This is a genomic window from Kribbella sp. NPDC050124 (assembly GCF_044460355.1).
In the GTDB taxonomy this organism is placed as follows: domain Bacteria; phylum Actinomycetota; class Actinomycetes; order Propionibacteriales; family Kribbellaceae; genus Kribbella.
Window position 1 is genome coordinate 45,819 of the sequence record NZ_JBITJU010000014.1, and the last position, 20,678, is coordinate 66,496.

Below are 20,678 nucleotides of genomic sequence, written 5' to 3' on the forward strand. Positions count from 1 at the left end.
AAACAACCCTAGGTAATGGGGTCGGCAGTTCTGCGGCGGCCACGCGTGGCGATGAGTCTTTCCTGCAGATCGCGCAGCGGTTCGCCGCCCGGCCCGGTCAGCCGGGGCTGCCAGGTGTCGTCGGGCTGCAGCCACCACGACCCGGTGCCCTCGTCCAACGCCTGGTCGAACATCTCCCGGATCTCGCCGACGTGGTCCTGCTCCTTCAGTTGGACCAGCACCTCGACCCGGCGGTCCAGGTTGCGGTGCATCAGGTCGGCCGACCCGATCCACACCTCCGGCTCACCGCCGTTCTCGAACCAGAAGGCCCGGCTGTGCTCGAGGAAGCGGCCGAGGATGCTGCGCACCTGGATGTTGTCGGACAGTCCCGGTACGCCGGGACGGAGCGTGCAGATGCCGCGGATCCACAGCTCCACGGGTACGCCGGCTTGCGACGCCCGGTAGAGCGCATCGCACAGAGCCTCGTCGACGAGACTGTTCACCTTGAACCGCACCCGGGCCGGGCGGCCCGCCAGGTGGTGCTGGACCTCGCGGTCGATCCGCTCGACGAGCCCGCGCCGTACCGACTGGGGAGCGACCAGGATCCGCCGGTAGCCGGCGCTGCGGGCGAAGCCGGAGAGGTGGTTGAAGAGGTGGGCGACGTCCTCGGTGACCACCTTGTCGCTGGTCAGCAGCCCGAGGTCCTCGTACAGGCGGGCGGTCTTCGGGTGGTAGTTGCCGGTGCCGATGTGGCAGTACCTGCGCAGGCCGTCCGGCTCGTCGCGGACCACCATCGACAGCTTGCAGTGCGTCTTCAGACCGATCACGCCGTACACGACGTGGCAGCCGGCATGCTCCAGCTGACGGGCCCACTTGATGTTCGCCTGCTCGTCGAAGCGCGCCTGGATCTCCACCAGCACCAGCACCTGCTTGCCGGCCTCGGCGGCGTCGATCAGCGCGTCCACGATCGGGGAGTCGCCGCTGGTCCGGTACAGCGTCTGCTTGATCGCGAGCACGTGCGGGTCGGCCGCGGCCTGCTCGATGAAGCGCTGCACGCTGGTCGAGAACGAGTCGTACGGGTGGTGCACCAAGACGTCGCGCTGCTTGAGCGCGTGGAACATGTCGGCCGGGTTGGAGGTCTCCACCTCGGCCAGGTGCGGGTGCGTGGACGGGACGAACGCCGGATACTTCAGCTCGGCCCGGTCCAGCCCGGCGATCGCGAACAGGCCGCGCAGGTCCAGCGGGCCCGGCAGCTCGAACACCTCGGCCTCGGTGACGCCCAGCTCCGACAGCAGCAGCGCCTTCACCTGCGGGTCGATGGACTCCTCCACCTCGAGCCGCACCGGCGGCCCGAACCTGCGGCGCAGCAACTCCTTCTCGAGCGCGGCCAGCAGGTTCTCGGCGTCGTCCTCCTCGACCTCCAGGTCCTCGTTGCGGGTGACCCGGAAGGTGTGGTGCTGGGTGACCTCCATCCCCGGGAACAGTTGTCCGAGGTGGGTCGCGATAACGTCCTCGAGCGGTACGAAGCGGCCCTCGGCCACCGGGATGAACCGCGGCAGCAGCGGCGGCACCTTCACCCGGGCGAAGTGCTCGCCGCCGGTGTCGGGGTTGCGGACCACGACGGCCAGGTTCAGCGACAGGCCGGAGATGTACGGGAACGGGTGCGACGGGTCGACGGCCAGCGGGGTCAGCACCGGGAACACCCGCTCCCGGAAGAACCGGGTCATGTCCTCGCGCTCGGAGTGCTCCAGCTCGTCCCAGCGCAGGATGTCGATGCCCTGATCGGTCAGCGCCGGCTGGACCGCCTTCCGCCAGGTCTCGGCGTGCCGGTCCATCAGCTCGCGGCTGCGGGCCAGGCTCCGGTCGAGCACCTCGCGCGGCAGCAGGCCGCTGGCCGCCTTCACCGCGACGCCGGCCGCGATGCGCCGCTTCAGACCGGCGATCCGGACCATGAAGAACTCGTCCAGGTTGCTGGCGAAGATGGCCAGGAACTTGGCCCGCTCGAGCAGCGGGATCCGGTCGTTCTCGGCGAGCTCGAGGACGCGCTGGTTGAACGCGAGCCAGCTCAGCTCGCGGTCCGAGAAACGGTCCGCCGGAAGGTCTCCGGCCGCCGTGATGTCGTACGGCGGCTCGACGTCGTACTCCCGGTTGTGGGATGCCAGCAAGTCTCCAGCCACGTTCACCAGCATCCCATCCTTTGGTGGACTCCCGGTAGCCGCATTGCCAGATGGTTCGTGTCACCTGCCCGGCCTTGTTGCTAGCGTCACTCCTTGTGAACCCACGACTGGACTCGCTGCTCCGCGGCACGGTCAACGCCGTACAGACGAACGCCCTGACGCCGCTGTTCGCGCTGCCCACGGCCGTACGGCGCCGACTCGCCGGTGCACCGATCCAGATCGACGGCAACACGCTCGACCCGGAGCTCCAACTGCTCCTGCGAGTGGAGGGACTGTTGCCGAGGACGCCCAAATCATCGGTGCCCAAGGCCCGCGCGCACCTGCGGATCCTGTGCAACCTGGTCGCGGGTCATCCACCAGAGCTACAGCGCGTGACCGAGCTCACCGTTCGCGGAGCGGACGGCCAACTCGGAGCCCGCCTCTACGTCCCGCGCACCGCCGGAGGCGGCCTGCTCGTCTTCTTTCATGGCGGCGGCTGGGTCGTCGGTGATCTCGACACCCACGACTCGCTCTGCCGCTCGATCGCCGACGACGCCGGCATTCGGGTGCTGTCCGTCGACTACCGCCTCGCCCCGGAGGCCCCCGCACCGACCGCGGCCGAAGACGCCATCGCCGCCTTCACCTGGGCCGTCGACCACGCTGAAGACCTAGGCGCTGATCCTTCGCGGGTAGCGGTCGGTGGCGACAGCGCCGGCGGCAACCTGGCCGCCGTCGTCGCCCAGCAGTGCGTACGGCGCGACCTCCCGCGCCCCGCCCTCCAGGTACTGCTCTATCCCGCCCTCGACCTGGTCAACCGGCGCCCCAGCCGGGACCTGTTCGGCGAAGGCGGCTTCATCCTCAGCGAAGACGACATCATCTGGTACCGGGACCACTACACCCCCGACCCCTCGGTCCGCCCCGACCCCCTGATCTCACCCCTCCTGGCCGACGACCTGTCCGGCCTCGCCCCCACCTACATCACCACCGCCGGCTTCGACCCCCTCCGAGACGAAGGCCTCGAGTACGCCGAAGCACTCACCGCCGCGGGCGTCCAAGTAACCCACGACCCCAACCCCTCCCTAACCCACGGCCACTACAACCTCCAGTCCATCCCCGGCACCACCCGCCAAGCCCACACCGCCCTAACCACCCACCTAAACCAAGCCCTAAACCCCTAACCCCCGGCTCCACCAAAACCGGCACAGCCCCCCGACCTCTCGGGTACCGGTGCACCCACTGGCAGGTTCTTTGACCACTGACCAGTTGCAGAGGCTGTTGAGTTTTGGTGTTGGCTGGCGGGGGTTGTGCCGGTGTCGGCGGTGCGGTGTGGGCGGTGCGGTGTGGGCGGTGCGTGGGCTGTGGGGTTCAGGTGGCTGGCTGGGTGGTGTGGGTGTGGAGTTTGAGGAGGTTGACGACCGCGGCGGCGAGGTGGAGTTCGCTGACCGCGGCGGCGAGGCCGCGGCGGCTGAATCGGCGTAGCCCGGTTTGGTCTTTGAGGTGTCCGATGACGGGTTCGACGGTAGCGGCGCGGCGTTTGTAGGCCTGGTGTCCTTCGGGAGTGCGGAGCCGGTGGCTCATCTGCTGGATCGCGGTCGCGTCCTCGGGTGGTGGCCCGCTGGTGGGGTTCGCGGCCGCGTCGCGGGCCTGGTCGCGGTGTTTGCCGAGCGCGATCAGCCGGTCGGGGCCGGGGGCGGTGAGATTGTCATCGGACAGGTAGCCGGCGTCGAACAACAGCAGACCGATCCCGTGATGCGGATCAGGATCAGGATCGGGATCGTTGCTGGTTGCTGGGCTGGTTGCTGGGCTGGTTGCTGGGCTGGTTGCTGGGCTGGTTGCTGGGGTGGGGCGGTGTTTCTGGATCAGGGCGGCGGCCTCGAGTGCGGCGGTGGTCATCGGTTCGGCCTGGCCGGTGTCGACGGTGTCTTGGGTGATTGCGGTGGTAAGGATGAGGTGGTCGTCGGTGACGGCGAGCTGGGCGTTGTAGCCCTGGATCCAGCCCTTGCGGGTGGGCATGATGCGGGAGTCCGGGTCGGTGACGTTGCGCCGCGGCGCGTCCTTGGACGGCTTCTTCGCCGCGGCTTCGGCCTGCGCGCGGCGCCGGGCTTCGCGATCGGCGTGGCGTTGTTCAGCCTTCGCGAGGCGTTCCCGCGCGAGTTGAACCCGCTGGGAGTTCTCGATGTTGACCGGCGGCCGCCGCCGCCCCGGCACTCTGCCCCGGCGGTCGGCCGGGACCGCGGCCCACTTGTCCTGCCAGGCCCGCATCTTGGCCCGGGCCTCGTTCTCGGCCCGTTCCACCCGATCCCTGGCCGCCTGCAGCGTGGCCAGTGCCTTGGCGTCGGCCGCGGTCTGCTCGGCGACCCGCTCGGCGGTCTCGGTCTCGATCTGGCCCAGGCACTCACGGATCCGGGCCTGCCGCCCACCACCACCGCCCCGCATCGAGGGCGGCAGTTCGTCACCGCGCTTGTCACCGAACAACGCGTCCTCGGCCGCATCAGCCGCGGCCGCCGCGCCGACGATCTGTTCAACCTCCCGCTCGATCTCGGCACGCAGTTTGTCCTCGGTGCGGTTGGCGTCCAGCGACGCGTTCGCGGCGATCTTCGTGCCATCCACCGCGATCGACCCCACCCGGCCCAGCCCCGCCTTCGCGCACAACACCAGCACCTGCGTGAACAGTTGCGCGAACACCGCCTCGTGCTCGGACCGGAACCGCGCGATCGTCGAATGATCCGGCACATCCTGGGCACAGATCACCCGGAACGCCACATCCGTCACACACAACCGCTCGATCTGCCGCGACGAGCGCACCTCGTGCGCATACGCGTACAACAACAGCGTGACCAGCATGTCCGGATCGAACCCCGCCCGCCCCTGCCGAAACCGCGCCTTCGCCTGCCGGGAGTGCAACACCGTGGTGTCCATCTCGGCGACCACATCGATCAGGAACCACACCAGATGATCCGGCCCCAGCCAGTCCGCCATGTCCGGCGGCAACAAAAACGCCTGACCACGATCCACCGGCCGATACGAGTTCGCCATCCCCCAATCCTCAAACCCCAACCCACCCCGCACCGCCAACGCCACGCCCATTTCGCAACAGGCTCTGCAACCCGTCAGGCGCACCACAGCCCGCCATCGGCCACGCGAGCGACCGCCTAGCCGCCCGGCTCCACCAGCACCGGCACCGCCTCGCGGACCTGGAGTGCGGTCACCGGACCTGTGACGGGAATCAGGCCGTCGACGTACTGCCAGCCCGTGCCGGCGACATTGAAGCGGGCGGCGTAGTTGGTCGTGAGGCTAAGGCCGACGGAGCCTTTCTTCATGTACTTGTGCGTGATCTCTTTCGACGGATACGGCTTCCCGGGAGTCGTCGTACGGAGAACCGGCGACCCGTCCCCGAAGCTCCAGCTGTAACTCATCGGCGTCGCCTCAACCACCACCGGAAACCCCAGCAGCGTCACGGTATTCGTCGAAACTCTGCTCGCGTCCGTGTAAACAATGGTGTCGAGATTAACGAGCGTCCGATCCTTCGGCTGCACCTTCACCGACAACCTCGGAAACAACACCACCTTCGACTCCGTCACGACCTGCTCCCAGGTCACATCCTCCGGCCGCGGCACCGCAACCTCCGGCGGCAACCTCCGCCGAGTCATCTCCGGCTCCTCCGGTTCAGCCGGAGTGCATCTCGCCGGACCTGGAAAGGTCCCATCAGGCATCCGCCGCCCGCAGATACCGATGTTCATGTTGAACTGATCGGCGCTCGAAGTCGGCGGGTTGTCTCGGCGTGGTGGGTCGCCGATGGCCTGCCGTTGATGGCGTGTGTCCTTACTGGCCGACCCGTCACGAGGCTTCTTGGCGGGCCGGGACGGCTTGCGATGAATCATGCGGTCCTCGGTGTTCACCCGCAGCCCTTCGCGGGTGGGAACGCCGGAAACCGGTGGAGGCGAAGGCTTCTTGGCCGACTTCAGAGGTGCATCATGGCTCGCGCCTGCCGGGCTTGGGGCGCACACGAAGATTCCGACCAGCAGGGAAGCCAACAGGACGCGCGATACCGGCCGGGACGTCATTGGGGCACCAGTTCCATCTCATACATCACCCATGATCCCTGCTGCGGTGACAACGTGAATTCCCGCTTGTACTTGCGCACTGTGCTCGTGACGGGCTTCGCAGATGGCGAGTCTTTCGAGGTGTAGGCACCAATCGTGACTGCCGCGTAGCCGCCGAGGCGTCCGCTGTCTCCGCGGAAAAGGTCGGGAACATCGGTGACTCGTTCGACGTAGTCACCACTCAGCCCTCCGTTGGCTGCGTTCACGCCTTGGACGTAGTTCGCGTAGACCTTGCATTGGCGACACCCGCCCTCGCTCGCCGAGAGGAGAGGTTGCACATCTCCGGTCGTGGATGCGTAGTTCAACAGGCCGACGTAGTACTTCACGAACGCCTCTCCGGCCGAGAGCGTGAGGCCGACCGCGGCTTCCGGTCGCTGAGGAGGCGTCGTCGCGGGGGGCGACGAGGGCACGGAGATTGTCGTCGAGGGCGATCCCGAGTTGGTCGGAGGATCTGTGTTGGGGCGACCGGCCTCCGGAGAGCCGGGGCTGCAGGCCACGAGCGTGGTGGCGCTGACGGCTGCAGTCAGCCAGTTGAACAGCATCTTGTTGCGGTTAGTCACGAGTGTCTGCCCTCCGTAGTCGAAGTGATCGTAACGGTGGGCTGGGGGCGGGTGGGGTGTGGAATTCGGGGGCTGTGGATAAGTGGTTGGGCCAGGAGCCGTCCGGCTGGGGGGTTAGAGGCGCGGACGGCTCCTGGTGGTGGTGGGACGGGGGTGGGGTGGGGTTTATGACGCGAAGTGAGCGGGGGGATTCGTTGTGATGTCGTTCACAGGGGGGTGGTGGGGGCGAATTGGACGTCCAGGGCGGCTGTGGTGAAGCCGAGGGAGGTGTAGAGGGCGCGGGCTGCGGTGTTGGTGCCGTCTACGTAGAGGACGACGGTGTCCAGGTCGCGCTCTTCCTGTAGGTACTGCAGGCCTTGGAGGGTTAGGGCCTTGCCTAGGCCGCGGCCCTGGTAGGCGGGGGAGACGCCGACGACGTATACCTCTCCTACTCCCTCCTCCACCTTCGTCCAGTGGTAGCCGGCCAAGGCGCCAGTAGAAGAGTCCACGGCGAGGAAGAAGCCGGCTGCGTCGAACCATGGCTGCTGGAGTCGTTCGGCCAGGTCTGCGGCCGTCCAGCTGCCCTGCTCCGGGTGGTCCGCGAACGCCTGGCTGTTCACCTCCAGCCACGCCGCCTCGTCCTGTCCGGGGACGAACGCCCGTACGGCGATCCCGTCCGGCCACACCGGTTCGGGGAGAGAGGCTCTGGTACGGCGGAGGAAGTAGAGCTCCCGCGTCACTTCCAGGCCCAGCCGGTGGGCGAGTTCGTCGCTGCCAGGCAGTCGTCCGTGCGCCCACAGGCGGAGGCGTGCGCCGCCGTGGTCGATCAGCATGCGGAGAAGCGCCGTACCGGTGCCTTGTCGTCTGGCTTCGGGGGTGACGACCAGCTCGGCCGAGCCGTCTGGTGACAGGGCGGCGTACCCGATCAGGTTCCGGGCGCTTTGCAGGCCGGAGACCTCGATCGTGCCGGGGTCGCCTTCGTAGGCAAGGACATGGAGGTCGCCCGGGTGTTCGCCGTCGAGGTGCAGCAGGGTGCGCTCGGACAGCGGGTTCACGCCGTCGCTCTGTGCGGCCGCGCGGGCGAGATCCGTGACGGCCGAGGCAGTGGCCGAGGGCAACGGTGAGGGAACGGCTTCGAGGGTCACCGGAATACCGTAAAAGGTCCGGGTCAGTTCATGCTCAGGTCCTTGGAAGGGCCGCGTCACGTCGGGTAATTTCTCGGCACCGCACACCAGCGGACCAAACCTACGACGGAGTAGACATGGCCTTCACAGGACGAGACAGGACGCGGATGCGGGGCCGGCGGGCGATCGGCCTGCTGGCCGCGGGGACGGCCGCGGTGCTCGGCTTGGCCACGGGGGGAACCGTGACCCAGGCAGCGACGACGACGGCGGCGAAACCCAAGCCGACGCACACCCAGATCCAGCTGCTCGCCATCAACGACTTCCACGGGAACCTCGCGCCCAACAGCCCGACCAGCTCGAGCGGCAACGTGAACGGCACCCCGGCGGGCGGCGCGGAGTACCTTGCGACGCACCTGAAGCAGATGCGTGCAGCCGCGGCAGCCAAGGGCCAGCAGTCCGTCACTGTCGCCGCGGGCGACCTGATCGGTGCCTCGCCGCTGTTGTCGGCCGCGTTCCACGACGAGCCGACGGTCGAGGCGCTGAGTGGGATGGGCCTGGAGATCGCCTCCGTCGGCAACCACGAGTTCGACGAGGGCTGGCGCGAGCTGCTCCGGATGCAGACCGGCGGCTGCCTGCCGGACGGCGACGGGCAGAACAACCAGAACTCCTGCCCCGACCCGGCGACGCCGTTCACCGGCGCGAAGTTCAAGTACCTCGCGGCGAACGTGTTCTTCGAGAACACACAGGAGACGCTGTTCGCGCCGTACAAGATCAAGACCTTCAAGGACGGCCGCAAGGTCGCCTTCATCGGCATGACGCTGGAGAACACGCCGAACATCGTCACCAAGTCCGGTGTCGAGGGCCTGACCTTCACCGACGAGATCGAGACCGCCAACAAGCTCGTCCCGATCCTGAAGCAGAAGGGCGCCGAGTCGATCGTCGTGCTGCTGCACGAGGGTGGCTTCCCGGCCGACCCGCGGGCGTACAACAGCTGCCCGGGGATCTCCGGCCCGATCGTGGACATCAACGCCGGCCTGGACCCGGAGATCGACGCGATCATCTCCGGCCACACCCACCAGGGCTACAACTGCACGCTGCAGGACAAGGCCGGCCAGCCGCGCCTCGTCACCAGCGCCTCGTCGTTCGGCAAGCTGGTCACCGAGGTGCGGCTCAGCATCGACAACAAGACCGGTGACGTCGACCGGGCGAACACGACCGCCAACAACGAGATCGTCACTCAGGACGTGACGAAGGACGGTCCGACGACCACGCTGATCACCAAGTACCAGACGCTGGTCGCGCCGATCTCGAACAAGGTCATCGGGCACCTCGCCGCCCCCAACACCTCGGTCTCCCGGACGGCGGACGAGTCGCTCGAGTCGCCGTTGGGCAACCTGATCGCCGACGCCCAGCTCGCGGATCCGACGGTGGTGACGGACGGGAAGACGCCGGTGGCGGCGTTCATGAACCCGGGTGGAATCCGCGCCGACCTGGCGTCGAACGCCGGCGAGGTCACCTTCGGGCAGGCGTTCACCGTGCAGCCGTTCAACAACTTCCTGGTGTCGATGGACATGACCGGGACCCAGATCAAGGCCCTGCTCGAGCAGCAGTTCTCCGGGGTGAACGGTCCGGAGGCGCCGAAGTTCAAGGTGCTGCAGGTGGCCGGTATCACCTACACCTGGAACCCGGCCGCGGCGGCGGGCTCGAAGGTGGTGCCCGGGTCGATCCAGATCGGCGGGCAGCCGCTGGTGGACGGCACGACGTACCGGATCGTCACGAACAACTTCCTCTCCGACGGTGGCGACGGCTTCCCGGCCTTCACCACCGCGACGAACAAGTTCTTCGGCGGCCTGGACATCGACGCCTTCGCCAACTACCTGACCGCTCACGACCCGTACACCCCGGTCGCCACGGACCGCATCGACACGGGCTCCTGACCGGACGGATTCGCCGGTACGTCGTCCACCCACGGCGTACCGGCGGTCCCGGGCGGGTGAGCGGTGGCCTGCGCAGGCCTGAAGAGGAACCCTTCAGAGAAAGAACTTGAGCAGGACGAAGGTGAGGGCGACGGCTGTGGACAACGCCGCCTTCCCGGAGCCGAGTCCTCGTTTCACCGCCGCACCGAAGACCGCGATGGTCAACGGCACCAGCATGACCAGCAACGTCACGCCGGCCGCGTGAACACCCACGTGTGATCGCCCGGTCAGCACCAGGCCGAGAATCATCGCGAACGTGAGCCCCAGCCACGTCGTGATCTGGATCGGCCCGTCCTCACTGCGATGCCCGCGATGCGACGCGCGGGTCGCACGGCGATGCGAAGTCGGAGCAACGTGCGCCATCGGTCACCTTCCGTGAAAGACCGAGTACGCAAGGTACCAGCATCCCGCCCAGAACAAAAAAGCTGCCCACTCAACCGCTCAGCCCGAGCGCGCCGCGGGGTCAGCCGCCGGCGAAGGGTGGGAGGGCGTCGACTTGGGCGCCCGCGTGGAGGGGAGTGGTGGGGGTGGCGCGTTCGCCGTCCAGGAGGAAGGTGCAGATGGTGAGGACCCGCGCGAGCTCGGGGCGGTCGACCGAAACGGTGGTGATCAGGTCGCTGATGGAGGTGGCTTCGGCAGTCGCGGAGGACTCGCCGGCCGCCGAGCGGGCGGCGGCGAAGTACCTGATGGTCACTTCCGGCATCTGGAGCAGGCCTCACTAGTCGGCTAAGTCTTCCGCTATTATGTCAGCTTGCTGTTGCTATCCAGTGTGACTCAGGCCCCCGGCAATGACGCCGTCGGGGCCTGACGTGCATAAGGACCGGATCGCTGACCGGGGATCCGCCGACCAGCACAAGGAGACAGCGTGAGTACGTTGCTTCTGCTGACGAACGCGCTACAGGCCTCCACCGAGGTGCTGCCCTCGCTCGCCCTGCTGCCGCACCAGATCCGGATCCTTCCCGCTGAGGTCGCCGCGTTGGTTGACGCTCCCGACGCGGACGCCGTCCTGCTCGACGCCCGCCGTGACCTGGTCGCGGTGCGTGGCGTGTCCCGCCTGATCCGGACCACCGGCATCGACGTGCCGCTGATCCTGGTCGTGACCGAGGGCGGTCTGACCGCGGTGAACGCCGACTGGGGCGCGGACGACGTACTGCTCGACACCGCTGGTCCCGCCGAGATCGAGGCCCGGCTGCGGCTGGTAATCGGCCGGCTGGCCGCGGCGCGGAACGAGGAGCCCGACAGCACGCTGATCCGCAGCGGTGACGTGGTGATCGACGAGGCGTCGTACACGGCGAAGCTGAACGGGCGGGCGCTCGACCTGACCTACAAGGAGTTCGAGCTGTTCAAGTTCCTCGCGCAGCACCCGGGACGGGTGTTCACCCGGGAGCAGTTGCTCCAGGAGGTGTGGGGGTACGACTACTTCGGTGGCACGCGGACCGTGGACGTGCACGTGCGGCGGCTGCGCGCGAAGCTCGGCCCGGAGCACGAGTCGCTGATCGGGACGGTCCGCAACGTCGGCTACCGCTTCGTCATCCCGCCCAGCACCACCCGGGAAACCGCAGACGCCACCGCCTGAAGCACCCTCAACCGCAAGCTGCAGACGCCAACGCGTGACCCAGCCTCAACCACTAGCCGCCGGAACTCGCTACCGGCGGCTTGTTGGTTGTTTGGGGAGGGTGACGCTTTCGGCGGGTAGATTGCGGGCGTGGCGGTGGAGACGGGGAGCCTGCTCACCACGGTGGGGCGGGCTGGGGGACTGTTCGCGAGGGCTTGGCCTCGGTTGCTGGCGGTGTTCCTGATCGCCCAGTTGGCGCATCGGGGGCTGCAGTGGGTGGCAGTGCAGGCGGGCGCGAAAGCTGAGGCGGCCGGCATCGCCGTGCTGGCGTTGCTCGTGCTGGTGTCGCTGGCGATGTACGTCGCGATGTTCCTGGTGCTCAGGGGCGAGCTGCCGTTCCACCAGCGGGCCGTTGCCGAGGGCATGCTGGCCCCCGACGGCGTGGAGCCGGGCAAAGAGAACCGGGCGCTCGACGCGCTCGCGGCGGCGCTGCTGCCGTTCCTGGCGTTCTACGCGGCGTACAAGTTCCTCCAGGCCGAGGCGCTCGATTACGAGTACCAGCTGGCCGTCCACAAGGTGAACGAGACGGTGGCAACCGTCCTGACCGGAGGTACGGCGCCACGGGAGTCGGAGGGCCTGCAGTCCCTCTCGACTTGGCTGTTCATCGGCCTGGGTGCCTCGGCGTACCTGCTCCGCCTGGGCTTCAAGAAGTGGAAGAAGGAAAACGAAGGCCCGGTCCGCAAGCTGTTCGTCACCTATCTCGAGGCGCTGTGGCTGTTCGTGGTCGCGTACCAGGCGTCCTCGTTCATCCCGTCGCCGAAGACCTGGCTGGAGGAGCGGCAGGTCTGGCTGTGGCTGAAGGACGGGTACGGCTGGGTGCTGGACCACGTGCTGGGCATCTCCCAGGTCCGCGAGATCTGGGACGGCGTCACCGGGTTCGTTGCCGCCGGCATCGGTGACCTGTGGAACGCGGCAGTGCTGCCGCTGATGTGGATCACGATGACGGCGGTGATCTACGGCCGGGTCGTGCACAAGCCGGACAGGGCGCAGCTGCGCTGGCGGTTCGACCGGATCACGCAGCGCTGGCAGCAGACGCCGCGGATCGTCCGGGCGGCCGGGAACTCGGTGGTGTCGGACTGGCGGGACCGGTGGACGCCGGTCGTGGACGCGTTTCGGCTGGTGGTGCGGTCCGGGCTGCGGCCGATGCTGGGCTACTTCCTGGCCTGGGCGGTCGTCACGTTCGCCGCGAGCGGAGTCTGGATCGCGCTGAAGCTGTGGGTGCTCGGACCACACTCGCTGCAGTTCTGGCAGGTCATCGACGAGCCGCTGGACCTGGTCACCGACGGCCTGAAGATCATGCTCCAGGTCAGCCTGCTGGCCGCCGCGTACGACCGGATGGTCGGCGGACTCGCCGGCTACCTCACCCCGCGGACGCGCGCCGTCCACGAGCAGCCCGAGGGAGACCAGGGCGTCACCGACCTGACCGCCGCTACCTCGGGAATGCCAAGTACTGAGGGAGCTTCGTAGCCCACGTGATCGTCGGCTGCACGCTGGACGCAACAGCGGAGGGTACGACGAACACGGCAACCGTCTCGAACGGCTTACCGGCCACCGGCTTCAAGTAGTACTGCGCCGAAGTCCCCCGCCAGCTCTGCACCGACGAGTCGTCCCCACCTGTGCACCCCGACGGCCGATCCTGGAAGTCGCCAGCCGTGAACGACTCGTTCCACAGCCGGCCGTCCGGCGCACGCATCTGCACGCGGCATCCGCCAAGCCCCTCGAGCGCTGCGAGGTCGTCGACCTGCAGCCGGAAGTACACGCGAACCCGAGTAGTTCCCGAAGGCGTCGGATCGGCTTCACGACCGGCCCGCGCCTGCGGGTCCTCCTCCACGCTCGCCGCGTACCAGGTGGCTCCGGCGTACGACGTCCCGCCCGCAGCGACCGCGATCGGGTCACGCGGATCGGCGTCGTACCAGGACTTGTAGTCGCTGCGGGTCGTCCACCAGCCGGCGAACGGTACGGCGACGACCAGAGCTGCCAGCGCGGCCGTGTTCTTGCGAAACCACCCCCGGTGGGCCCGACGCGCGCTGCTCATGACTCGCTCGCCTTGGTCATCGTCACCATGTCCTCGACGGCGGGTTCGGTGTCGACCCCGAGCGGGATCGTCGCCTGCGCCTCCAGGTCGTTGAAGATCGACTTCTCCATCACCTGCAAGGTTGCGCCAGGCAACTTGTCGGCGGGCAGTTCGATCACGAACGAACCGCGCACTGGGATGTCCGGGGCGAACTCGATCCCGGTCAGGTCCACCTGGTCGAGGCCATTGCGGTTGGCGCCGAGGTACGTCACTCCGTCCGCGGCCTGGATCCGCACCGAGGCGAGGTGGATCGGCTCGCGGGTGGCGGTCACGACGGCGTCCACGACGACGAAGCTCGACAAGGTGTCACGGGCCTTCGAGGCACCGGGGAGCCGCAGCGTGCGACCGACCCGCACGCCCTCGACGGTCAAGTCGAACCGTGGTGTCTGCACCGCGCGTCCGACGACACCGTTCACCGCGACCGGCTCCTGGATGTCCTTCTGCGTCGGCGTCAGCCGGTACAGCCCGACGATCCCGACCAGTACGGCGACCGTGAGCGCCACGTTGACCACCTTGCGGCCGTTCACTTGGTGTTGTCCTTGACCGTGACGGTGCTTTCGGCGGCGACCTCGCCGGGCAGCCACTTCTCGTGATGGTCGAGCAGCGACTGCTCCTGGTGCTCGTACCCGCGTACCGTGAGCTCGATCGACTTCGGCAACTCGGTGGCCTTGGGCAACTTCCACACATAGGCGACGTCCTCGGCGAAACCAGGCGTGAGGACCGGGTTCATCGTCGCGTCGCGCAGGTTCGTCGTGCCGAGGGGCGCGGCGGTGTCCTCGATTCCCGGTACGCCGACCAGCCGGATGAGATCACTGGACGGCGCCGTACCCAGGTCGTCGGTGACCTTCAGCTTGGTCACCACCGCGATCAGCGCGCCACCGTCGTCCGGTGTGAAGAGCGGCTTCAGGTCGGCGACCGTGACCACCCGCTGGATCGTCACCTCGTAACGTCCCGCATCGATCGCCGTGCCCGCATCGACCTGCGGTGTCTCGTCGGCTGCCTTCTTGAGGCCACCGAAGGCCGCTGAGACCGCCAGCACCAGCGCGCCCGCGCCGATCACCCACGTGCGGACCGATCGGCCGCGCACTCTGATGTCCTTCAGTTCCGGGAGTTCTTCTTCCTCCCGGCCCCCGTCCCCGCTCCCCGTTTCCTGCACGGGCAGAAGCGTAACCAGCCAGGGGTCCGGTTGAATGGTGTGTGTGGACAGTGGCCTGGAGGTGCGCGCCGGGGTGGTGATCCCGGAGACGGAGCTGGCGTGGCGCTTCTCACGGTCCAGCGGTCCGGGCGGGCAGTCGGTGAACACCACGGACAGCCGGGTCGAGCTGAGCTTCGACGTTTCCGGTACGACGGCGCTCTCCGACGTACTGCGGGATCGTGCGCTCGAGCGACTGCGGTCGCGGTTGGTGAACGGCGTACTGACTGTGGCCGCGTCCGAGCACAAGTCGCAGTGGCGCAACCGGGAGGCGGCGCGGACGCGGTTGGCGGCACTGCTCCGGGATGCGATCGCGGCTCCGCCACGGCAGCGGCGACCGACCAAGCCGAGCAAGGGCTCGGTCCGCCGGCGGTTGGACGACAAGAAGCGCCGGGGTGACACCAAGCGCCTCCGGTCGCGGCCGCCGTCCGAGGGGTGAACGGCCGTTCGAGCCCATAGACCAGCGACGTACTCTGGATTGTCATGAGCCTGGGGATGTGGGTGCTGGTCGGTGCAGTCGCCGCCGGCGTCGTCCTCAGTGTGCTCAAGGCCACTCTCGACGGACGCTTCCGAGGGACCCACGTGGTGCGAAAGGCGGACACCGATCAGGTGGACAGCATGGACCGGGTGTCCGCGGCGGACATCGGTGCCGAGCTCGGCGAGCGCGCGACGCTGCTGCAGTTCTCCTCCGCGTTCTGTGCGCCGTGCCGGGCGACCCGGCGGACGCTGGCCGAGGTCGAGGGCATGGTCGACGGTGTCCGGCACATCGAGCTGGACGCGGAGAAGCACCTGGAGCTGGTCCGGCGCCTCGACATCCTGCGCACTCCGACGACGCTCGTGCTCGATCGCACCGGCGCGATCGTCAAGCGCGCGAGTGGTGCGCCGCGCAAACCCGACGTGATCGCCGCCCTGGCGACCGCGATCGAGCACGCGCCGCGCTGAGTCATTTGACCGCCAGTCGCGTCCGTTACCTGCCACTGGTTGGCGAAGAGACCGCCAATTGGGTGATGCTTTGCCGGTGAGCTTTCCAGCCGGTTGGTACGACGACCCCGAAGACCAGGCCCAGGAGCGGTACTGGGACGGCAGCACGTGGACGGACAACCGCCGTCCACGGCAGGGCCCACCGCCGTACCAGGGCCAGTTCGGCCAGCCCGCCCAGCACGGTCAGGTGTACGGCAGCGCCCAGCCGACGCCGACGCAGTACGCCCAGCCCCAGCAGTACGGTCAGCCCCAGCAGTACGGTCAGCCGCAGCAATATGGCCAGCCGCAGCAATATGGCCAGCCGCAGCAATATGGCCAGCCGCAGCAATATGGCCAGCCGCAGCAATATGGCCAGCCGCAGTACGGGCAGCCGCAGCAGCACGGCCAACAGCCCTACGCGCCGCAGCATTACGGCCAGGGCTACGGCTACCCCGGCCAGCGGGTCGCCACCACCCCCGACGGCCAGCCGCTGTCCGGCTGGTGGCGCCGGGTATTCGCCCGCATCATCGACGGGATCATCGTCGGCATCGTCGGGCTGCCGCTCACCGGCTACTTCTACTGGCAGTACTTCCAGGTCATCTGGGACTACATGGAAGACACCATGGACGCCGCCGCGGCAGGCACGCCGCAGTCGTCGTTCGCGCTGCCCAGTGAGGCCTACCAGTGGATGATCCCGGCGGTGTTGATCGGGATCGCCGTCTCGTTCGCGTACGAGTACTTCTTCCTCACCCGCAGCGGCGCCACGCCCGGCAAGAAGGCGGTCGGCATCGCGGTCCGGTTGCGCGACGTGCCCGGTCCGCCACCGGGTTCGGCGGTGGCGAAGCGGTTCAGCGTCTACACCGGTCTCAGCCTGCTGAGCGCGATCCCGGTGATCGGCACCCTGTTCAGCTTCCTCAGCCTGATCAACTACTTGTGGCCGCTGTGGGACGACAAGAAGCAGGCCCTGCACGACAAGGTGGCGCACACCAACGTCGTCCGGACCTGATTGTCCGCAATCTGATCAGTTGTCTCAATTTATGGGACCACGGGTGGCGGGCCCGCCCGCTTTCCGTACTCTCGATCCGTGGCTTACACGACATGGCTGACCAAGCGCCGGGCGGTGGACAACTGCCGGGTGCGCTCGTCGCTGTGTCGTCGCCGCTGACCAGGCGGCGTCCCGAGCGCTGCGGAACCGGTAGCTGAGCACGGTTTCGCGTACGCCGCCTCCCGCGTACCCGGGCGGGTCCGGCTCGATCCACCTCCTGCTTCGGGAGTGTGCATGTCCGAAACGACAGTCAAGGTCGATCCGCGGGGACTCCGGTTCGCCGCGGGAATCACCACTGTGCTGCTCGCGCTGACGCTGATCCTGAACAGCGCCTGGCCGCTCGCGGTCCAGGCCGTGGTGTTCGCGATCTCCGTCGCGTTCGGCGTCCAGGCGTCGCCGTACGGGCAGCTCTTCAAGCGGCTGATCCGCCCCCGGCTGGGTCCGCCCAAGGAGCTGGAGGACGCGGCGCCGCCGCGGTTCGCCCAGCTGGTCGGCCTCGTCTTCGCGGTCGCCGGTCTGATCGGGTACCTGACCGGCGTCACCGTGCTGGGCGTGGTCGCCACCGGATTCGCCCTGGTCGCCGCGTTCGTGAACGCGGCCGTCGGGCTCTGCCTCGGTTGCGAGGCCTATCTGCTGATCCACCGCATTCGTACGCCAACAACCGCTACCAACCACTGAGAGGCAGCACACCATGAGCAGGGAATCCGCGCTCGTCTCGGCCGACTGGGTCGAGGAACACAAGTTCGACGCCGGTGTCGTCCTGATCGAGGTCGACGAAGACGTCTCGGCGTACGACGCCGGCCACATCGCCGGCGCGCTCAAGCTCGACTGGAAGGACGACCTGCAGGACCCGGTCCGGCGGGACTTCGTCAACAAGGAGCAGTTCGAGGCGCTGCTGTCCGACCGCGGCGTCAAGAGCGACGACACGGTCGTGCTGTACGGCGGCAACAACAACTGGTTCGCGGCGTACGCGTACTGGTACTTCAAGCTGTACGGCCACGGTGACGTCCGGCTGCTCGACGGCGGCCGCAAGCGCTGGGAGCTGGACAGCCGCGAGCTGACCGACGAGGTCGTCAAGCGGGACGCAACCGAGTACCAGGCCCAGGACCCGGACCTGAACATCCGCGCCTTCCGCGACGAGGTCCTCGAGGCGATCGACGTGAAGAACCTGGTCGACGTCCGCAGCCCCGACGAGTACGCCGGCCGGCTGCTGGCCCCGGCCCACCTGCCGCAGGAGCAGGCGCAGCGGGCGGGTCACATCCCGACCGCCGCGAACATTCCCTGGAGCAAGGCCGCCAACGACGACGGCACCTTCCGGTCCGACGACGAGCTGCAGGCGCTGTACGCCGACGCCGGAGTCGACTTCGGGAAGGACACCATCGCCTACTGCCGCATCGGCGAGCGGTCGGCGCACACCTGGTTCGTGCTGCACGAGATCCTCGAGCAGCCGAACGTCAAGAACTACGACGGTTCCTGGACCGAGTGGGGTTCGCTGGTCGGCGTACCCGTTGCCCTCGGCGACGAACCCGGAAAGGCCTGACACATGTGCGGAGCAAAGCAAGGCGGTCTCGACCTCAAGGGCGTGGACGTCGACAAGGAAGCGGTGATCCAGGGCCAGGTGCTGCGGGGCGAGGAGCCGGTCGGCGGCGCCTACGTGCGGCTGCTGGACGCCTCTGGTGAGTTCACCGCCGAGGTGCCGACGTCGGCGACCGGGCACTTCCGGTTCTTCGCGGCGCCGGGCAGCTGGACGCTGCGCACGCTGGCCCCGAAGGCCGAGCCGGTCGACCGTCAGGTGGTTGCCCAGTACGGCGAGGTCGCCGAGGTGGCCGTAGCCGTCTGAGCAGTCGTTCGTTACTCATGGTGCCGCCCCCGACCGAGGGCGGCCCACCCTGATGTAAGCCCCGAAGGGTCCGGACCTTGCGCGTCCGGACCCTTCGGCATGTCCGGGATCCAGTTGTCCACAGGGGTTTCGGGCATCGTCGCGGGGTTACGGGTCCGGTCCGGACATCTCGCGGACCGGGCGGTGGTGTAACGGTTTGGTCTCGGAGCGGAACGTTCTCGTCACCTACCGCAACCGGCTGAGTTGTGTCTGTGTCCTGGCCCGCCATCCGGGTCACGTCATCACTCAGGGAGGAGGGGTCATGAGACCCCGCATCGGATACAAGAAGCTCGCTGCCGTCGGTGTTGCGGCGGTTGTCGGCGTGGCTTCTACGATCGCGCTGACCTCGGGCTCGGCGTCCGCGTCGCCCGTCTTCGGGTACAGCGGCTACTCGTTCGGCACCGACGTCCAGTCGGGCCTGGCGAACAGCGGCCCGCAGGTGGTCAGCCAGATCGCCTGCACCACGGACTCGAACCGGTCCGACAAGAACGACCTCGCCGCCGCGAACGTGAACAACCAGGCGATCGCCCGCTCTGTGCGGACCGACACCCACTCGTTCAACGACAAGAGCGGCAACGGTGTCACCAGCAACGCCTCGGCGGTCGACATCAAGCTCGGCAACCTGCTGACTCTGACGGGTGTGAAGACCACCACCACGTCGGTCTACAAGGACGGCAAGCTGTCCTACACCGGCAGCACCACGTTCGCCGGCGTCAAGATCGGCGCCGTCTCGGTGCCGTCGCTGCTCAACCCGGAGCCGAACACCAAGGTCGCGATCCCGGGTCTCGGCTACATGGTGCTGAACCGCGTCGGTGGCGTGAAGACGAACACCGGCATCTACTCGTACGCGCAGGCCGTCGTGCTGCACGCGAACGTGAAGAACCAGTACATCCCCGAGGGTGTCGACGTCGCGGTGCTGAAGACCCGCGCCGAGATCACCAAGCCGGCCACCGCGATGGTGATCGGTGACGCCTACGGCACCAATTCGAACGCGGACAAGCTGGTCGTCTCCGGACCGACGTCGTACCAGTCCACCTGCCAGGGCACTGAGGGCAAGACGATCCGGACCGCGGTCGGCGAGCTGAACATCCCGAAGGTCGCCTCCGTGGGCGCGGTCTACACCACGAAGAACGGCTTCATGAGCCTGGACAAGTCCGCGGTCAAGTTCACCTCGCACGTCGCGGGCGTGAAGGTCGGCACCCTGTCGATCGGCGCGATCGAGTCCTCGGCCGCCGCCTGGAAGACCAAGGACGGCAAGGTCGGCCTGGACCACTCCTCGAGCATCGCCTCGATCCGCGTGGGCAACAAGGTCTACCCGGTCAAGACCGGTGTGAACCAGACGCTGGACATCCCGGGTGTCGCCAAGCTGACCTTCAACCAGGTCGTCAAGCAGCAGCGGTACGTCGCGGTGAACGCCCTGGTGATCGACGTCTACAGCCTGAACACCAAGGTCGTCGTCGGCCACTCGGCGGCCGGCGTCATCGGCTGACAGCACCCTTCTGAGTCGAACCTCACCGACCCAGAACGCACCACACCGGCCCCCGGCCGGGATCCTCGGATCCCGCCGGGGGCCGGTTGTCGGGTCAGGCGTCGAGGATCAGGGTGACCGGCCCGTCGTTGACCAGGGCAACATCCATGTGGGCGCCGAAGCGGCCGCGTTCCACCTTGGCTCCGAGTGCCCCGAGAGCCGTGCAGAAGGCGTCGTACAGCGGTTCGGAGACCGGGCCCGGGGCGGCGGCGTTCCAGGACGGGCGGCGGCCCTTGCGGGTGTCGGCGTACAGGGTGAACTGGCTGATCGCGAGGATCGGCGCCTGTTCGTCGGAGCAGGAGCGCTCGTCGCGCAGGATGCGCAGCGTCCAGATCTTCGCCGCGAGCGCCTTCGCCTTCTGCTCGGTGTCGTCGTGGGTGACGCCGAGCAGGACCAGCAGTCCGGGCTCGTCGATCGCCCCGACCACCTCGCCCTCGACGGTGACCGATGCCTGGCTGACTCGCTGTACGACGGCTCTCATGCAACCATCCTGCCCTGCGGGAGATCG

The 20,678-nt window shown here is 68.0% G+C and carries 22 protein-coding genes; 11 read left to right on the top strand and 11 right to left on the bottom strand.

The features are described from left to right. Positions 1-8 precede the first annotated feature (8 nt). On the bottom strand, positions 9-2,168 hold the full coding sequence (locus tag ACIBL3_RS28310) for an RNA degradosome polyphosphate kinase (RefSeq protein WP_396356650.1): 2,160 nt from the start codon (positions 2,166-2,168) through the stop codon (positions 9-11). Between the two features lie 83 nt (positions 2,169-2,251). On the opposite strand from ACIBL3_RS28310, the gene ACIBL3_RS28315 reads away from it, so the two are divergent. Beyond that, complete coding sequence (locus ACIBL3_RS28315) at positions 2,252-3,313, top strand: alpha/beta hydrolase (RefSeq protein WP_396356651.1); 1,062 nt, start codon at positions 2,252-2,254, stop codon at positions 3,311-3,313. A 187-nt stretch (positions 3,314-3,500) separates the two neighbouring features. On the opposite strand, the gene ACIBL3_RS28320 is transcribed toward ACIBL3_RS28315, so the two are convergent. The 4 genes from ACIBL3_RS28320 to mshD form a co-directional block, all read right to left on the bottom strand. Next, entirely contained in the window at positions 3,501-5,171 is a 1,671-nt protein-coding gene (locus ACIBL3_RS28320; protein WP_396356652.1) for a transposase, read from the bottom strand. 116 nt (positions 5,172-5,287) lie between these two features. After that, positions 5,288-6,199 (bottom strand): PKD domain-containing protein, encoded by a 912-nt coding sequence (locus ACIBL3_RS28325; RefSeq protein ID WP_396356653.1) that lies wholly within the window; start codon positions 6,197-6,199, stop codon positions 5,288-5,290. Then, positions 6,196-6,798 carry a DUF6318 family protein gene (locus ACIBL3_RS28330; protein WP_396356654.1) on the bottom strand — a complete coding sequence of 201 codons (603 nt, stop codon included), beginning with the start codon at positions 6,796-6,798 and terminating at the stop codon, positions 6,196-6,198. Before ACIBL3_RS28330 ends, ACIBL3_RS28325 begins: the two co-directional genes overlap by 4 nt. 206 nt (positions 6,799-7,004) lie before the next feature. Then, positions 7,005-7,922: a mycothiol synthase gene (mshD, locus tag ACIBL3_RS28335; RefSeq protein WP_396356655.1), complete on the bottom strand. Its 918-nt coding sequence runs from the start codon at positions 7,920-7,922 to the stop codon at positions 7,005-7,007. Between the two features lie 116 nt (positions 7,923-8,038). Here mshD and ACIBL3_RS28340 point away from each other — a divergent pair, with 116 nt between their 5' ends. Further along, complete coding sequence (locus ACIBL3_RS28340) at positions 8,039-9,838, top strand: bifunctional metallophosphatase/5'-nucleotidase (protein WP_396356656.1); 1,800 nt, start codon at positions 8,039-8,041, stop codon at positions 9,836-9,838. A gap of 93 nt (positions 9,839-9,931) precedes the next feature. On the opposite strand, the gene ACIBL3_RS28345 is transcribed toward ACIBL3_RS28340, so the two are convergent. Next, a complete protein-coding gene (locus tag ACIBL3_RS28345; protein ID WP_396356657.1) occupies positions 9,932-10,240 on the bottom strand; it encodes a hypothetical protein in 309 nt (102 codons plus the stop codon). 100 nt (positions 10,241-10,340) lie between these two features. Further along, on the bottom strand, positions 10,341-10,580 hold the full coding sequence (locus tag ACIBL3_RS28350; protein WP_396356658.1) for a MoaD/ThiS family protein: 240 nt from the start codon (positions 10,578-10,580) through the stop codon (positions 10,341-10,343). Positions 10,581-10,742: 162 nt separating this feature from the next. On the opposite strand from ACIBL3_RS28350, the gene ACIBL3_RS28355 reads away from it, so the two are divergent. Further along, complete coding sequence (locus ACIBL3_RS28355) at positions 10,743-11,453, top strand: winged helix-turn-helix domain-containing protein (RefSeq protein WP_396356659.1); 711 nt, start codon at positions 10,743-10,745, stop codon at positions 11,451-11,453. 129 nt (positions 11,454-11,582) lie between these two features. After that, positions 11,583-12,959, top strand: a complete 1,377-nt coding sequence (locus tag ACIBL3_RS28360) for a hypothetical protein (protein ID WP_396356661.1) — start codon at positions 11,583-11,585, stop codon at positions 12,957-12,959. On the opposite strand, the gene ACIBL3_RS28365 is transcribed toward ACIBL3_RS28360, so the two are convergent. From ACIBL3_RS28365 to ACIBL3_RS28375, 3 genes are read right to left on the bottom strand one after another with little or no spacing between them, the layout of a single operon-like run. Next, on the bottom strand, positions 12,922-13,527 hold the full coding sequence (locus ACIBL3_RS28365; protein WP_396356662.1) for a hypothetical protein: 606 nt from the start codon (positions 13,525-13,527) through the stop codon (positions 12,922-12,924). The two genes, ACIBL3_RS28360 and ACIBL3_RS28365, sit on opposite strands and share 38 nt — an antisense overlap. Further along, positions 13,524-14,093, bottom strand: coding sequence for a hypothetical protein (locus ACIBL3_RS28370; protein ID WP_396356663.1), 570 nt, complete (start codon positions 14,091-14,093; stop codon positions 13,524-13,526). The genes ACIBL3_RS28365 and ACIBL3_RS28370 overlap by 4 nt, the downstream gene beginning before the upstream one ends. Then, the gene (locus tag ACIBL3_RS28375; RefSeq protein ID WP_396356664.1) at positions 14,090-14,722 is read right to left on the bottom strand and encodes a hypothetical protein; all 633 of its coding nucleotides are present in this window, start codon (positions 14,720-14,722) and stop codon (positions 14,090-14,092) included. Before ACIBL3_RS28375 ends, ACIBL3_RS28370 begins: the two co-directional genes overlap by 4 nt. 34 nt (positions 14,723-14,756) lie before the next feature. Between ACIBL3_RS28375 and arfB the strand changes: the two genes are divergently transcribed. From arfB to ACIBL3_RS28410, 7 genes are all read left to right on the top strand, one after another. After that, positions 14,757-15,197, top strand: coding sequence for an alternative ribosome rescue aminoacyl-tRNA hydrolase ArfB (gene arfB / locus ACIBL3_RS28380; protein ID WP_396356665.1), 441 nt, complete (start codon positions 14,757-14,759; stop codon positions 15,195-15,197). Between the two features lie 44 nt (positions 15,198-15,241). Then, on the top strand, positions 15,242-15,700 hold the full coding sequence (locus ACIBL3_RS28385) for a TlpA family protein disulfide reductase (RefSeq protein WP_396356667.1): 459 nt from the start codon (positions 15,242-15,244) through the stop codon (positions 15,698-15,700). A 76-nt stretch (positions 15,701-15,776) separates the two neighbouring features. Further along, positions 15,777-16,724 carry an RDD family protein gene (locus tag ACIBL3_RS28390; protein ID WP_396356668.1) on the top strand — a complete coding sequence of 316 codons (948 nt, stop codon included), beginning with the start codon at positions 15,777-15,779 and terminating at the stop codon, positions 16,722-16,724. A gap of 273 nt (positions 16,725-16,997) precedes the next feature. Continuing rightward, positions 16,998-17,441, top strand: coding sequence for a DUF4395 domain-containing protein (locus ACIBL3_RS28395; protein WP_396356669.1), 444 nt, complete (start codon positions 16,998-17,000; stop codon positions 17,439-17,441). Positions 17,442-17,454: 13 nt separating this feature from the next. Continuing rightward, entirely contained in the window at positions 17,455-18,303 is an 849-nt protein-coding gene (locus ACIBL3_RS28400; protein WP_396356670.1) for a sulfurtransferase, read from the top strand. A 3-nt stretch (positions 18,304-18,306) separates the two neighbouring features. Continuing rightward, positions 18,307-18,603 (top strand): DUF1416 domain-containing protein, encoded by a 297-nt coding sequence (locus tag ACIBL3_RS28405; protein ID WP_360516290.1) that lies wholly within the window; start codon positions 18,307-18,309, stop codon positions 18,601-18,603. Between the two features lie 301 nt (positions 18,604-18,904). After that, positions 18,905-20,131, top strand: coding sequence for a choice-of-anchor P family protein (locus tag ACIBL3_RS28410; RefSeq protein ID WP_396356671.1), 1,227 nt, complete (start codon positions 18,905-18,907; stop codon positions 20,129-20,131). Positions 20,132-20,225: 94 nt separating this feature from the next. On the opposite strand, the gene dtd is transcribed toward ACIBL3_RS28410, so the two are convergent. Further along, positions 20,226-20,651: a D-aminoacyl-tRNA deacylase gene (gene dtd, locus ACIBL3_RS28415; RefSeq protein ID WP_396356672.1), complete on the bottom strand. Its 426-nt coding sequence runs from the start codon at positions 20,649-20,651 to the stop codon at positions 20,226-20,228. Between the last annotated feature and the right edge of the window lie 27 nt (positions 20,652-20,678).